The following is a 15,795-nucleotide window of genomic DNA, read 5'->3' as shown; positions in this document are numbered from 1 at the left end:
TAGGAAGTGAAATTATGATTAATATAGAGGATATAGAAAAAATCATGCAAGTTGTTGATAAATTCGAGGTTTCTCACTTTGAATTTCAACATGAAGATAGCAAGATAATAATAGATAAGAATAAGATATGTGAAGGTTTAGCTGGTACTAATACGTTTACTAAAGGCGAAATTAAAGATGCTCAGTCTAAAATTGAGAAAAGTATCAATGAGGACGTTGAGCCAGAAATTACAGAGAAGGAATATATTAAAGCCGCTTTTGCAGGGAGTTTCTATTCTTCCAAAGAAAAAAATGAACAAGCCTTCGTTAAAGTTAATGATGAGGTAGAATGTGACACTGTTGTTGGGTTGATTGAAGTAATGAAATTATTTAATGAAGTTGAAGCGGGCGTTCAAGGAACTATAGTTGATATATTAGTTAAGGATGGAGAGTTTGTAGAATACGGCCAACCACTATTTGAGATAAAAAGTAAGTAAGTGATTTGAAAAGGAGAAAGATATGTTTAAGAAAATTCTCATAGCTAATAGAGGAGAAATTGCTGTTAGAATTATACGCGCTTGCAGAGAGCTTGGAATTTCAACAGTTGCTATTTATTCAGAAACTGATAAAGATGCATTGCATGTAAAAATTTCTGATGAAGCTTATTGTATTGGTAAAACACTTGTAAAGGATAGTTATCTTAATGTGCAAAATATATTGAGTGTCGCTATACATGCTAAAGTAGATGCTATTCATCCAGGTTATGGTTTCCTTTCAGAAAATACAAATTTTGCTCAAATGTGTGAGGAATTTGGAATTAAATTTATAGGTCCATGTCCTGAAATTATAAGTTTAATGGGTGATAAATCTAATGCAAGAGATACAATGAAGCGAGCTGGAGTGCCTACTGTTCCTGGGACAGATGGAGAAATACAAAATATTAATGAAGCAATAGCAATTGCAAAAGAAATAGGATATCCAGTTATAGTTAAAGCATCAGCAGGAGGCGGAGGTAAAGGAATGAGAGTGGTTAATTCTGAAGACGAATTAATAAGCTCCATTGAAACTGCCCAAAAAGAAGCACAAAACTATTTCGGAAATCCTATGGTTTATTTGGAGAAATATTTAGAGTATACTAGACATGTAGAAATTCAAATAATTGGAGATAATTATGGGAATGTAGTTCATTTAGGTGAAAGAGATTGTTCAATACAAAGACGTCATCAAAAGCTTGTAGAAGAATCACCATCACCAGCATTAAATGAGGATTTAAGAAATACTATGGGTGAAGCGGCTGTAAAAGTAGCTAAAGCTGTAAAGTATAATAGTGTAGGAACTGTTGAATTTCTTTTAAATGAGGATAATAATTTTTATTTTATGGAAATGAATACAAGAATACAAGTTGAGCATGGTGTTACTGAAATGATAACTGGCATTGATCTTATGAAAGAACAAATATTAGTAGCAAGTGGTGAAAAATTATCTTTTACTCAAGAAGATGTTAAGATAAATGGATGCGCTTTAGAATGTAGAATAAATGCGGAAGATCCATCTAGAAACTTTATTCCTTGTCCAGGAAAAGTTGAAAATTATTTATCACCTGGGGGAATTGGTTTAAGAATAGATAGTGCAGTTTATCCAGGATACGTTATTTCACCATTTTATGATTCAATGGTATCAAAAGTGATTGCTTGGGGAAGAGATAGAGATGAAGCAATTCTAAGAATGAAAAGAGCATTAAATGAATTTGTTATTGAAGGAGTTAAAACAACAATTCCTTTTCACAAAAAATTAATGGATAATGAAACTTTTAGAAAAGGAAACTTTAATACAAAATTTTTGGAAATACATAAAATCTGTTAATAAATTCTTATGATTTAATTAGACTGCATATTGGGCATGGAGGTTTTAGATACCATTGGTGAAGATATTAATATTAAAGATTACACATTAATATTTTCAATATAGAGGGTTACAGAACTAAAAAAATTCATCTTTACTATAAAGCCATATGAAATTAAGACTTTTAGAATAATTTAATATATAGTTATCATTAAATATATAAAATTTCCGGAAAATATGTTTAGGTTAATATAAAGAAGACTTAAAGTGAGTAAATGTGTACTTACTTTAAGTCTTCTTTATTTTTTATGAATTTTTATTCCAGTAAAATCTGCAGACAACTTTAAAAAATTAATTGAATAGTTTTTATATTCTAAAAAGAACAAAAAAGAAATCTTATCCGCCTGCAAATTTTTTACTTATTACATATATTCTTGTCCTAATCTGTTAGCTGTTAAAATAGCAGCGTAGACATCTTCAGGGGTAACTTCAAATGGCATATTATGTGCAGTATCTTCTTTTGAAGTAGCAGCCTTTGCAACTTCAATAATTTCTTCTGGCTTTATTTCATCGATACCTAATTGTTTTAAAGTAACAGGAAGACCGACTCTAGTACAGAAATCTAATACTTCTTCAATTTCATCCATTGGAGCATTTTCAAGAACTAATTGAGCTAATGTACCAAATGCAACTTTTTCTCCATGGTACATATGATGACAAGCTGGCAATACAGTTAAACCATTATGGATAGCATGAGCCGCTGCAATACCACCGCTTTCAAATCCAAGACCACTAAGAAGAGTATTAGCTTCAACTATTTTTTCTACTGATTTTGTACAAACTCCTTCTTCTACAGCAAGTTTTGCCTTATATCCTTCAGTAATTAATGTATCATAGCATAGTCTAGCTAATGCTTGAGCTGTAATAGTAGTAGTACCAAAAGCACATGTTCCAGCATTGGATTTTTCACAAGCTCTTGCTTCAAAATATGTCGCTAAGGCATCACCCATACCAGATACTAAAAGACGAACTGGAGCTTTTGCAATAATACCAGTATCAACCAAAACTATATTAGGATTTTGCTTTAAGAATAAGTATTTATCAAAGACGCCATCATCAGTGTATAAAACTGACAAAGCACTGCATGGAGCATCTGTAGCAGCTATGGTAGGTACAATCACAACAGGAAGATTTGCATAGTATCCAACAGCCTTAATAGTATCAATAATTTTTCCACCGCCAATACCAATGAGAACAGTTAATTGATTTTCATCACAAATTTTGATAATACGATTTACTTCAGTTATAGAGCATTCTCCGTTAAATAAATCATATTTTACGCCTATATTTTTAGTCTCAAAACTTTTGTCTATAGTATCTTTTACCCTTTTTAAGCCACTTTCACTAATCAAGCATAATGCTTTTTCACCAAGTACAGATACGTATTCCGCAATATTTTTTAATTCTCCATTACCTTGAATGTATTTACTTGGTGCAATCATAATTTTTGCCATAAAAAACTCCCCCTTAACTCTTTAACAAAGTATATTAATTATTATGTCTTAAATTATACCATTTTTATCAGTTATGGTAAAGTTTACATGCATCAAAAAGAAGTAATTAAAGTAATGTTACATAATACAACCATTGATGATCAAATATTAGGTGATGATGAAGCTTTGATTGAGTAACACAATGCACATTTATATTATAAAATTTACGGAACACACTTTAGATATATAATTTTTCAACAAGACAAACTATATAGGAATTTATAGAAAAACCATTGAGAATTTAAGAAAGAACAATTTAACATATTTTAGTTTAAACTACAATTATTATGATAAATAGAAAGGTATGGTATAATTTTATTCATATAAATATCTCAGATTAAACTTGAACTTATGAATATAGCTCGCTGAAATAAGATTTATTTTAAATTTTAGAATATATAAATGGGGGAAAAATAAATGGATGAATTATTAAATTTACTAAAGGTTAAACTTTGTAACTGTACTATAAAAGATGAAGAAATTATAAAGATTAAAGCTTACATTGAAAGTGGAGAAAATTCTTTAAACGTAGAAGAATTTAATAAATATAATATGGAAAAGGCTCTTAGAAGTCACTATAACATAAGAGCAGATTTTTGGAAGCTAATGGACAGCTTTATAGAGAAAGAAGAAATTTTTAAAAGAATAATAAATGTATTCTTTGCTATAGGAGGAGAGAGCTTCTTTCAAATAATAAATGGAAGATTTTATTCTGTATCTAAAACTGTAAATTATTTAAAACTTATGGAACATAAAGAAAAGCTTCTATTATGGCTTATAAAAAATTGTCTTTATCGCAGAAATGTAATAGAAGTAATTACAATCGTTGAAGAAATGGTATCAGAAGACAAGGAAATATTATCAAAAACTTTTTTAGAAGCAGAAGACGAGTTTACTAAATTGTCATTAGCAGCCTTAGCAATTAAAAATGGCTGTAGTTTACCAGAGAATGAAGAAGAATTTATAAAACATAATTTTGAAGATGCAGATAATATAAATAAATATTTAAAGGATAAGCAAACAGCTTTAGTTGATTTTTTCTCTTATGCTTGCGATAAAAGTGATGAGTTAAAGGAAGTTGTCAGCAATATCATTAGTAAAAGCACTAATAGAAAAATGTTATTTTACGAATTAGTAGAATTTATTTGTTTTTATGATAAAACAGCACAAAGTTATGATATTGCAAATAGATTTAATATTGATAAAAAGCTATATATACATAGATTAATAAGTATATATGTTAGAGAAGAAAATAAGAAGATACGTGAAGAGATAGAAGAAAGGATAAAAGAAATACCTTTAGTTTTTAGAGAAACTTTTGAAGCTCTAAAGAAAAAGAAGCTTGGTCAAGATAATTTTCATGATTTAGAAGTATTCTTACTTGCTTATTTTATTTATAGCTACTCTAAGGAAGAAGTAGATCTTGAAAACTTAAAAAATGCTATAGGAATAATTTTGGATCTTTTCATATGTTCTGATAGAACATTAGAAGTTTTAGAGAGAAAAGAAAAAGCTAAAATACTAGAGTATGTATTAGAAGGCAAAAATGAAGATTTATTAGAGGACTTTTTTCATAGGACTGAGAAATTTGATGGACATAGTGGTTATATATGGCGATATCATGGTCTTTGTTTTCAATTAATGTATTCTATAGAGGAAATTAGAGATATTATACATAGATTTATATATATATCAGTTAATATTGGAGAATATGCCTTAGTAGCTTCAGTTATATCATATGTGACTGGATATAATGATATAAGTTACATAAGTTTTGCAAAAAAACTTTTAAGTGAAGGTATAAATGAAAAGCACTTGATTCTAGTTGCTGATGCAGTTTTAAATCCAAAAGCCAAGGAATATTTAAAAATGTTATGTAATGAAGAAAATACTGAGATTATAAATATTGCAGAGGATTTAAAAGGTGAGTCAAAAGAAGTTGTACTTGAGGCTTTATTTAAAACTAATAAGGAAAAATATTCTGAACTTTTAGTTAGAAGTTTATCAGATAATTCAAAGTTTATTAGAGATAAAATTGCAGGACTTCTAAGTTCTTATGAAGGATGCAAAAAGCAAGTTTTAGGGATTTTAGCAAGCAAAAAGACTGCAACTAGAGAAATTGCTGCTAAAATCTTAATGAATTTTGATATGAGAGAATTTAAAGCAGAAATCGAAAAATTTGCGGAGAAAGAAAAAAATGAAAAAGTTAAGATTTTACTTTTAAACATTGTAAATGCAGATTATTTAGACACCGAAATACTTGAAAGTGCTAATAGTATAAGTAGTTACTGCAGTGAGAGGCTCAAGAAAACTTCGTATACTGCACCAGAATGGACGGTTGTAGAAGGATTCACAGACGTAAAGTATGAAGATGGAAATGTTTTGTCAAAGGATGTAATAACTTATATTATAAGTAAATACTCTCTTGAAAATGTGGTAGAAAGAAATCTTACAGCAGAAAAGGTAATAGAAAGGTGCAATAAGGCTGATTTAGACGCCCTTGGAAGTGAAATTCTAAATCTTTGGATTAATAATGGTGCAGATACAAAACAAAAATGGGTACTAGCTCTAGTTTCAGCAATTGGAGGCTTCAATGTAGTAAATACATTAAAAACTCAAATAGATGTTTGGTCAAAAACTTCAAGAGGAGCTATCGCTTGTGAGGCGGTAAAAGCTTTAGCTTTAAATGGCAGTGATGATGCCTTGATAATAATAGATAGTATAGCTAGAAAATTTAAGCATAAACAGATTAAAAAAGCAGCAGGAGAAGCTTTTGTGTCAGCAGCAAAGATGTTTAATTTAACTGAAGATGATTTAGCCGATAAAATAATACCAGATTTAGGTTTTAACAAAAGAGGAGAAAGAGTATTTGATTTTGGAAGCAGAAGTTTTACTGTAAGTTTCGGATTAGATTTCTCTTTAAAGATTACTGATAATACTGGAAAAGTAATTAAGACTATGCCAAAACCAAATAAATCTGATGATGAGCTAAAAGCTAAAGAGGCAGCAAATGAATTCAAAGCTTTAAAGAAACAGATGAAAACTATTGTTTCGGCCCAAAGCTTAAGACTAGAAATGGCTCTTGCAGTAAACAGACTATGGAAGAAAAAAGATTGGGAAAAACTTTTTGTAGAAAATCCCATTATGCATAATTTTTCTCTTGGCTTGGTATGGGGTATTTATGAAGATGGAGAACTAAAGGATACCTTTAGATATATGGAAGATGGTAGTTTTAATACAGTTGATGAGGAAGAATATAATCTTATAGACAATTCTTTTATAGGACTTGTGCATCCTTTAGAACTTGAAACAGAAATGTTAGAAGGTTGGAAGCAGCAATTCGAAGATTATGAAATAGTACAGCCTTTCCCGCAACTACAAAGGAAGGTTTATACTGTGACTGAAGAAGAGAAAGAAATGAAGAATATAGAACGTTTTGCCGGAACTAAGATTAATGGGCTTTCACTTGTAGGTAAGCTTACTAAAATGGGATGGTATAGAGGTTCAATACAAGACGCAGGATGCTATTATCAGTTTTATAAGGAAGATGAAAAAATAGGAATAGGTGCAGAACTTCAATTTGAGTATCTTGGAGTTGGTTATGAAGATGAAGAAACTACTATTTATGAACTTGTTTTCTACAAAGCAAGTACGGTCGAAAGAGGAAGCTATGTTTATGATGAAGTAACTGATGAGAATACAATTGTACCAATGAAGGTTCCAAAAAGATTCTTTAGCGAGATACTTTATGATGTGGACAGAACTTTAGAAGCTAAGACTGGTTTTACAGCTAATTGGAAAATGGATAGGTAAAAATTATGAGACGGTTGAGGTAACAGAAGATTGGTTGCGTGCTAAAGAATACTTCACTAAAGGAAAAGAAGTAGAAGGAATATTGAAAGTGTTTTACCCTCAAGGAGTGATTATAGAATTAGAGAACAAAACAATTGCTATTGCTGATTACGAAGAATGTGCCAGAAACTCAGAAGCAAAGAACTTATACCCTAATCACTTAGTATCTGCAAAGGTAAAAGATTATGATGAAAAAAATATGTGGATAATCCTTGAGGATGCAAAAGTGCAATTATAGACGGTAATGAAAATAATATGCAGTTTTGGAATGGAGTATTATTCAGCTTTAAAGAATGGTGTTTTGACTAATGTTTATGAAGGTGTAGCATGGAAGTTATCAATCGTGACAATTTATAGTGATGTAACAAATAATGATATTTAAAAGATATTTCCTAAAATACTGAACTGATTTTAATCATAATTATCAATATTTCAGAAGAATCTCAAAAAAATAAGATATAGACAATACATAATTGTTAAGTAGGGAAAGTAAGATGAAGATAGAAGGTATAAAAATTATTAATGAAGTATAGGTAGATGAGGAGTGTTAAGTAAAATGGGATTGGAACAGCATTTAACGGAAAAAATAAGTAATGTGTTTTTAGATTTAGGCTTAACTTATGAAGTTATTGATGATTTTAAAGAATATGTGGAAGGCAACATCAAAGAAGAGGATTTCTTTAATAAGCTTCCTAGTTTAGATATGAAACAGTTAAAGAGTGATGCACTAGAGGCTGTGGTTAGTGTATATCATTCTTTAGTCAAGCATAAAGCTAATGACTATTTATCAAAATATTTAAGAATACTATTTCAAATGGGCAAGTCTTCCTTATTCTTTGTTTTAGATAAAACAAGTTATTATAAACCAACTTCTTATTATAAAGAGTTTTTAAAATACGGTTTAAGCCCAGTCTTCGTTATAGCTTATTACGCAACATCTATTACTGAGCAGGAAAGAACTTTAGATCGTGGATTTATATTGTTTTATGATAGTCTTTATGAAAAGCATAGAGATTCATTTTTAGAAGCTATTAAGATAAGCGAAATAAATGAAAAAGCTATAATAATGACTTATTTAGCTTACAAGGAAAAAGATAAAGAATATTTCCAGTGGTTAGAAAATGACATGATTGAATCCATAGGAAATTTATTTAATAATAGTATATCTGAAATGCAGAAAGACGCATTAATTGAATATTTAAAGGAAGGAACTTCCAATCTGCAAGGCATAGTGGAAAATTTAAAGAATGATAGCAGATTAGTAGTAAACCTTAATAAGTATATTTTTAGGTTTTTGATAGGAACTAGTTGTACTATATGCGTTGAATCTGAAATATCAAGAAGATTTACTAAATTTGCTGCAGAATTTGATTATAAAGAGTTCTTTTACGATTTACATAACTATCTAAAATATAACAGATATAATGTAATATCAAACCTTGTGGATGCGCTTCAAATTAAAAGAGAATCTTACATCGCATGGCTTGGAGCGTCTAACAATTTAAATTATAACTATACCTATGGAAAAGAATTAAAGGAAGAAGCAGATAAACACATAGAAGAATTTAAAAAAGCTACAGAGATGTGTTTTGGCATGAATAAAGCTTATATGGCCTTCATTCTTTGGCAAAAAGGAGAAGGCAAGGAATTCCTAAATGATGTAGAAGATGCTTTTATACATGAATTTTCTACGTTTATGGACAAGAATGGTATTGAAAGAGAGGTTTACGAAGATTTTATACAATACTTAGAAGGAAATATCTCTTTTAGTGACATAGATAAGTCTTTAGAAGGCTTATTTGGAAAAAGAGATATGTACATGCCTTCATTTAATTTTTCTAAAATTCTGTTTTGGTTAAAGGATCAATCTTCGATGTTTTCAAGGGCTATGGATATATTTATTACCACAGGAAATCCAGACATATTAAGAAATATGTATAATGATTATCTAAAGTACGAGGGGAAAAAGGCATCAGAAGATGATTTGAATTCTTACATTGAACTACTTGTAAATTGTGGAGCATCTATTAAAAACTATATATGTTATTTAGGACATTGTGCTTTCGGTAATTACGTCAGAAATAGCTTAAGCAGCCAAGCAGTTAAAATTATAGAAAAGTTAATTGAAACAAAGGAAGATGAGGTAATAGAAAATATCCCTAATTGTGATGCTGAAAGTAGAAAAGGTATTTTAGAAACATTGAATAAAACTCTTGAGGAAACTAAAAGTGCAAAAATTCTTATAGAGTATTTAGGTGATTCCTCTAAAGTTGTAAAGGAAACAGTGATAAAGCTTTTAAGCTCAAGCAAGATAAAGCAGCAGATGGTGATAACTAGCTTAAGTTCAAAAAAACAGGCAGTTAGGGAATCGGCAGTAAAGGTGCTTTTAAAGAGCAGTGATGAGAAAGCTCTGAGAGCCTTAAACAAAGCCTTGGAAGTAGAAAAAAGTGAAAAGATAAAGGCCATTATAAGAGATGCTTTAAATCTAGAAAGTGATTTGGAAGAAAACAATGAAGAATTAGATATTTTAAAATACTGTAAGCATGGTTTAAAAGGGAATAAAGCAGCAACTCTAAGATGGCTGAATTGTGATACTTTGACAAAGGTAAAGTTTAAGGATAGTGAAGCTTATGCAGAAAGTGAAATTATAAAATATATGCTTGTATGTTATGCTTCTTGTATTGAAATTGGATTAAGTAGTGAAGCTTTAAAGGTAGGAGAACTTTTAGATAAAAAGGACTTATCTAAACTTGCCTTAGAAATTCTACAAAGGTGGCTAGATGCAGGTGCAGAAAGTAAGAAAAAATGGGTACTACCATTTGCTTCAGTTTATGGAGACTATGAAGTAATAAGTTTAATTAAAAAGAATATAGAAGAGTGGCCTAAGAATTCAAGAGGTGCAATAGCTAGTGAAGCAGTTAAGGCTCTTGCTCTAAATGGAAGTAATGAGGCTTTGATAATAGTAGACAATATATCAAGAAAGTTTAAATTTAAGCAAGTTAAAAATGCAGCAGCTTCAGCTCTTAAATTTGCAGCAGAGCAAATGGGAATAGACATAGAAGAGCTTTCTGATAGAATAGTTCCAAACTTAGGCTTTGATGTAAGAGGAGAAAGAATTTTTGATTATGGAGATAGAAAATTTATTGTATCGCTTACTCCAGAGCTTACTTTAGAAATAACTGATGAAAGTGGCAAAAAGCTTAAAAGCTTGCCAGCTCCAGCTAATAAGGATGATGAAGTTAAGGCAAAGGAGGCTTCTGCAGAATTTAAAAACTTAAAGAAACAGTTAAAAACAGTTGCCAATATACAAGCTATTCGTCTAGAAATGGCCTTATCTAGCAATAGAAAATGGACAAAAGAATCTTGGATAAAACTTTTTGTTGAAAATCCTATTATGCATAAGTTTGCTATAGGTCTTGTCTGGGGGATTTATAAAGATGATGTTTTAACTGATAGCTTTAGATATATGGAAGATGGCAGCTTTAATACTAAGGATGAAGAAGAGTATGAATTAGAAGATGGAATGATAATAGGAATTGTTCACCCTATTGAATTAAATAATGAGGACATGGCTTTGTGGACAGAACAATTTGAAAACTATGAAATCAAACAGCCATTTGAACAGTTAAATAGAGAAATATTTACTGTTACAGAAGAAGAAAGAAATAGAAATACTGTAGAGCGCTTTGGTGGAGTTATGTTAAATGGTTTATCCTTACTTGGTAAATTAACGGACTTTGGATGGATTAGAGGAGCCATTGGCGATGGTGGTGGTTATTATGCTTTTTATAAAGAAGACAATAATCATAAAGTGGAAGTAGGACTAAATTTCAGCGGTGTATCTGTAGGCTATGAAAGTGAAGAAGTAACAGTATATGATTTGTGTTTTTATAAATTAGGAACCATGTCTAAGTATGCGTATATAAATGAGAAAATACAGAAACAAAATACTATATCCATAGGTACACTGCCTGAGAGATTCTTTAGTGAAATTCTTTATCAAGTGAGTAGAGCTTTGGTTTCTAAAACAGGAAACAATGATAAATGGAGAGAAGAAAAATAAGGAGGAAAGTATGAGTAAAAATAAAGAGATAAAAGCCTTTGATAGAAGATTCAAAGATGAGATATTTGAGGTAGCTGCTGTAACATCCTCTCTAGGAGTTGGTGCAGGCAAAGGAGGAAAAGAAGAATTATGGAGGGCTTCTATAAATCTTATTGCTTGGAAGGATTTAAACAGCAATGAGCCAGGAGTAAAAGAGGAGATTAATTTATCGTGGCTTACTGATAATGAAGGCTTAAAGGAATGGCAAAAGACTATTAAAGAAAATTCTATAATTAAACTTAAACTTAGAAAAGGTGAAAAATCCTTCATGCTTGTGGAGCTCATGGATGCAAACTATAAGGATAAGGAGCTTCAGGATATATTAGCAGAAGAACTTAAACCAGTATTTTATGAAGATGAAATCCTTGGAAAATTTCAATTAGATAAAGGCATTAAGACTTTTCAGAATGATATCATTTGGGCAGGAGAAGAAGGACGATTATATTTTGATCTAGATGAGGAAAAAAGAATGAAAGATTCTCTTAAAACTGCTCATGAGCTTTTCAAAAATCAAAAAGATTGGAGCGATAGAATTAGAGCTTATGCTGCAAGTGAACTTTTAGAACTTGCCAATGATTGGATTGATGAAGAGGATGAAATTGACGAAGTTACAGAAGAAATGTTTATTAAATCTATAGAGTTGGATACCATAAGTGTTTATCCTGAAGGTGAGTTTGAGATTTTCTTTTTTGATGGAGACTTGTTTGCAGGACACTGCATTATAGTCAGCGGAAATATAAATGGTAGTTTTGAGTCAGCAGACATCGCGGGCTAAAAGGAAGAATAAAGGAGAGTATATATGAGTGAAATAAAAGCATTAAAACCTACCGTTGAAATATTATATGCAGAGGAATTAGCCGCATTAGAAGCTAACGATGACGGGCCTAAACCAAAAAATTGGAGATTATCTCCTAAGGCTGTAAGGACTTTTATTTTAGGAAGCAGTAAGCCTTTAAAGTTAAAAAGAAAGAATGTTAATGTTACAAAGAAATTTTATGGAGATGATACTCTTATTGAAAGATGTATTATAACTTTAGCTGGAAACAGAGGGCTTATGCTGGTTGGAGAGCCTGGAACAGCTAAAACCATGTTAAGTGAACTTTTATCTGCTGCTATTTGTGGATGCAGCACAAATACTATACAGGGAACAGCAGGAACTACAGAGGACATGATTAAGTATACTTGGAATTATGCTTTGCTTTTAGCTAAAGGACCAGTTAAAGAAGCGCTAGTACCTTCTCCTTTGTATATAGGCATGCAAAAGGGAATTATAACTAGATTTGAGGAAATCACTAGATGCCCAGCAGAGGTGCAAGATAGTTTAATCAGTGTACTTAGTGATAAAGTTTTAAATATACCAGAGTTTGGAGAAGAAGGGCTGCTTTGTGCATCTTCTGGTTTCAATGTTATAGCTACTGCTAATACTAGAGATCGTGGAGTTAACGAAATGAGTAGTGCTTTAAAGAGAAGATTTAATTTTGAAACTGTATTCCCAATAAGTGATGTTGCTTTAGAAGCTAAGATTATAGAAGGAGAAGTTGAGAAGCTTATTAAGAATTCAAATATTGATATGGAAGTGGATAGAGATGCAGCGGAAATTCTTGCTACAACCTTTCATGAGTTAAGAGAAGGGATATCTTCTGAAGGTAGTAGAATTGACAAGCCTTCTGCAGTAATGAGTACAGCTGAGGCAGTGTCAGTTTATTATCAAACTCTTATGAGTAGTTTTTACTATGGAGATTCTAAAATTGATATGAGTACTATGGTACAAAACATACTAGGTTCTGTCCTTAAGGAAAGCCGTGAAGATGTGGATAAACTAAGGAGTTATTTTAATATTGTAGTTAAAGGTAAAAGTACAAAAATGGGTGGTAACTGGAAGGATTTCTATGAAGCTAAAAAGTGGATTAAATAAAGGTGGAGCTAGCATGGGTAAAAATATAGGTAATCAGGATATAGATAATAAAATAAAAAACTATGTTAAAAAAGCTTATAATTTAGAAAGCAAAGTAATGTTTTTCCCAGTAAGACACCACAGTCCTGCCTGTAGCTTTCATCTGAAAAAGGTAATAGAGAGTTATAATCCTGAGATTATATTAATTGAAGGACCTGTAGAGGCCAATAAAGTAATAAAATATATAGCTCATGAGGAAACTAAAGCTCCTGTATGCATTTACTATAGTTATTTTGATAGAAATTCATTTATAGAAGAAAATAAAGAAAAGTATAGGTGCTATTATCCCTTTTTAGATTTTTCGCCAGAGCTTTTAGCATTAAGAGAAGGAAAAAAGAAAAATATTGCCTGCGAGTTCATAGATTTATCATATGCTGAAATACTTATAAACAGCAAAAAACTAGAGGTTATGGGAAAAGCTCAGGAGAAAAATACCTATAATGATGATTATTTAATGAAGGAAAGTATTTTTATTAAAACCCTTTGTGAAAAGGAAGGCTGCAGAAATTATAATGAGCTTTGGGAAAAATTATTCGAAATAGATGGACTTAAGATAAGTACTGAGAAGTTTATAGAAAATATGATATTTTCCTGCTATCTTTCTAGGGAAAGCTATAATGAAGAAATGCTTAAAGAAGATGGATGCCTTTCTAGAGAAAAATTTATGAGTATGAAAATAATAGAAGCTATTAAAAAATACAATAAAGTTCTTGTAGTAAGCGGAGGATTTCATACTTCTGCTCTTATTGATGGACTTGAATCTAATGAGGAAATAACTCTTCATAATATAGCACAAGAGGATACAGGAGTATATGCCATGTCCTATTCTTTTGAGGAAAGTGATCAATTAAATGGTTATGCCAGTGGAATGCCTCATCCGGCTTTTTATCAACGAGTTTTTGAAAATATTCAGAAAAAGATGGATAAGCCTTACGAAGAAGCAGTTCTTAATTATATTGTACATTGCGGGAAACTTATAAGAAAAAATCATGGAAATCTTTCTACAGCAGATGAAATTGAAGCCTTTAATATGGCAAAGGGACTTAAATCTTTAAGAAACAAGTATGAATGTGGAGTTTATGAGCTTAAGGATGGCATAACATCTTCTTTTGTAAAAGGTGAAATGGATGCAGAGGCACAAGTTTCTTTAAAATATTTGAGAGACCTGCTTACAGGAAATAAAATAGGTAAGCTATGTGCATTAGCAGAAGTGCCACCTATAGTACAAGATTTTAATGAATTGTGCAGAAAATTTAACATAAAAACCACTACTTTAGAAAATGAAGTGCCATTAAGTATTTATAAGAGTAAAAAACATAGGGAGCAAAGTAAGTTTTTTCATATAATGAAGTTCTTAAATACTAACTTTTGCTTCATGGAAAAGGGACCTGATTTTATTAAAAGGAAAAATACCAATTTAGTAAGAGAAGTATGGAAGTATAAATGGACTGCTAAACTTCAAAGTACACTTATAGAACTTTCAGTTCATGGCGGGAGCTTAAAGGAGGCAGCGAGTTCTATACTTACAAAGAGGTTTGTCTCTTGTGAAAATGTATCAGGAGAAGCTTCGCTGCTTTTAATAGAAGCTGCACTTATGGGCGTTGAAAGCAGTTTTCAGGGACTTCTTCCTTTATTTGGTGAGATCTTAAATGGAGATGAAGATTTTGTATCAGTTACAAATTCTTGTTACAATCTAAATTTTTTATGTAATTCAGAGGATTTGCTTAACATTACTATGAATGAAAAGCTTAAAGAATTCTTTACTGCTGCTTATAATAAAGCTGTGTCTCAAATAACAAGTTTAAGCACTGTAGATTATGACAATGAAAATGAAGTTATATCTAAGCTAAAAGATATTTATCATATTTCTAATAAAGCTGATTTTGATAGTGAAACCTTAATCGACAGCTTAAAACTGCTTATTAATAAGAAGAATCTAAACAGCGCAGTTGAAGGAGCATCATTAGGTATATTATACGGATTAAATTCTATTAATTCTAAAGAAGTGACAGATAAGGCAATGCAGTACCTTTATGGAACTGGGGAAAAACTTATGAAGTCAGGAAGCTTTTTAAAGGGATTATTTTCTACAGCTAAAGATTTATTACTTATTGAAGAGGATTTACTTAATGGAATAGACAGCTTTATGAGAAACATAGAAGAGGAACACTTCATGGCACTTCTTCCAGATTTGAGATTTAGTTTTACATTCTTTAATCCTTTTGAAATTGACAGCATTGCTAAAGAGGTAGCAAAAGTGTACAGCACTGATGATGATAGCATTCTATATGAAAAGGCATTAAAAGAGGAGGATATAAACCTAGCAGTATCATTAGATAAATATGCAATGGAGATTTTGAAGAAGTGGAATATACATCCATAAAGCACCAGATGTAAGATTCTAGATAAAGTGCAGATTAAATAACTTATATTGTGGGAATTGGTTTGAGTTAACAGTTATATGATGTGAAATAATATTTGCTAAGTGTAAGTTTTACTTTAAAAGAGAAAGG

General features: G+C 30.9%; 9 protein-coding genes. 8 read left to right on the top strand and 1 reads right to left on the bottom strand.

The window, feature by feature from the left end:
• Positions 1-14: 14 nt before the first annotated feature.
• Both F3K33_RS13910 and accC read left to right on the top strand, forming a co-directional pair.
• Positions 15-476, top strand: a complete 462-nt coding sequence (locus tag F3K33_RS13910) for an acetyl-CoA carboxylase biotin carboxyl carrier protein (protein ID WP_012058961.1) — start codon at positions 15-17, stop codon at positions 474-476.
• A 22-nt stretch (positions 477-498) separates the two neighbouring features.
• Positions 499-1,842, top strand: coding sequence for an acetyl-CoA carboxylase biotin carboxylase subunit (gene accC, locus F3K33_RS13905; RefSeq protein WP_023975445.1), 1,344 nt, complete (start codon positions 499-501; stop codon positions 1,840-1,842).
• Positions 1,843-2,243: 401 nt separating this feature from the next.
• Here the strand turns inward: accC and F3K33_RS13900 are convergent, their stop codons facing one another.
• On the bottom strand, positions 2,244-3,335 hold the full coding sequence (locus F3K33_RS13900; protein ID WP_023975444.1) for a glycerol dehydrogenase: 1,092 nt from the start codon (positions 3,333-3,335) through the stop codon (positions 2,244-2,246).
• Positions 3,336-3,791: 456 nt separating this feature from the next.
• Between F3K33_RS13900 and F3K33_RS13895 the strand changes: the two genes are divergently transcribed.
• The 6 genes from F3K33_RS13895 (at position 3,792) to F3K33_RS13870 (ending at position 15,665) form a co-directional block, all read left to right on the top strand.
• Positions 3,792-7,187 (top strand): DUF4132 domain-containing protein, encoded by a 3,396-nt coding sequence (locus F3K33_RS13895; RefSeq protein WP_039768583.1) that lies wholly within the window; start codon positions 3,792-3,794, stop codon positions 7,185-7,187.
• Between the two features lie 34 nt (positions 7,188-7,221).
• Entirely contained in the window at positions 7,222-7,464 is a 243-nt protein-coding gene (locus F3K33_RS13890) for a hypothetical protein (RefSeq protein WP_241395450.1), read from the top strand.
• A gap of 318 nt (positions 7,465-7,782) precedes the next feature.
• A complete protein-coding gene (locus F3K33_RS13885) occupies positions 7,783-11,289 on the top strand; it encodes a DUF4132 domain-containing protein (protein WP_039768581.1) in 3,507 nt (1,168 codons plus the stop codon).
• A 10-nt stretch (positions 11,290-11,299) separates the two neighbouring features.
• Positions 11,300-12,103 (top strand): DUF2262 domain-containing protein, encoded by an 804-nt coding sequence (locus F3K33_RS13880; RefSeq protein WP_039768804.1) that lies wholly within the window; start codon positions 11,300-11,302, stop codon positions 12,101-12,103.
• A 24-nt stretch (positions 12,104-12,127) separates the two neighbouring features.
• A complete protein-coding gene (locus F3K33_RS13875; protein ID WP_039768579.1) occupies positions 12,128-13,243 on the top strand; it encodes an ATP-binding protein in 1,116 nt (371 codons plus the stop codon).
• The gene (locus F3K33_RS13870) at positions 13,218-15,665 is read left to right on the top strand and encodes a DUF5682 family protein (RefSeq protein ID WP_051144758.1); all 2,448 of its coding nucleotides are present in this window, start codon (positions 13,218-13,220) and stop codon (positions 15,663-15,665) included. Before F3K33_RS13875 ends, F3K33_RS13870 begins: the two co-directional genes overlap by 26 nt.
• Positions 15,666-15,795: the final 130 nt, after the last annotated feature.

The organism is Clostridium beijerinckii, assembly GCF_008705175.1.
In the GTDB taxonomy this organism is placed as follows: domain Bacteria; phylum Bacillota; class Clostridia; order Clostridiales; family Clostridiaceae; genus Clostridium; species Clostridium beijerinckii.
The sequence above is the reverse complement of the archived record's forward strand: the minus strand, read 5'-3'. Positions and strand labels throughout refer to the sequence as shown.

Excerpts from the sequence above, each read along its gene's own strand:
- F3K33_RS13895 (WP_039768583.1), top strand. The coding sequence starts at position 3,792 with ATGGATGAATTATTAAATTTACTAAAGGTTAAACTTTGTAACTGTACT.
- accC (WP_023975445.1), top strand. The coding sequence starts at position 499 with ATGTTTAAGAAAATTCTCATAGCTAATAGAGGAGAAATTGCTGTTAGA.
- F3K33_RS13910 (WP_012058961.1), top strand. The coding sequence starts at position 15 with ATGATTAATATAGAGGATATAGAAAAAATCATGCAAGTTGTTGATAAA.
- F3K33_RS13900 (WP_023975444.1), bottom strand. The coding sequence starts at position 3,335 with ATGGCAAAAATTATGATTGCACCAAGTAAATACATTCAAGGTAATGGA.
- F3K33_RS13885 (WP_039768581.1), top strand. The coding sequence starts at position 7,783 with ATGGGATTGGAACAGCATTTAACGGAAAAAATAAGTAATGTGTTTTTA.
- F3K33_RS13875 (WP_039768579.1), top strand. The coding sequence starts at position 12,128 with ATGAGTGAAATAAAAGCATTAAAACCTACCGTTGAAATATTATATGCA.
- F3K33_RS13880 (WP_039768804.1), top strand. The coding sequence starts at position 11,300 with ATGAGTAAAAATAAAGAGATAAAAGCCTTTGATAGAAGATTCAAAGAT.
- F3K33_RS13870 (WP_051144758.1), top strand. The coding sequence starts at position 13,218 with ATGAAGCTAAAAAGTGGATTAAATAAAGGTGGAGCTAGCATGGGTAAA.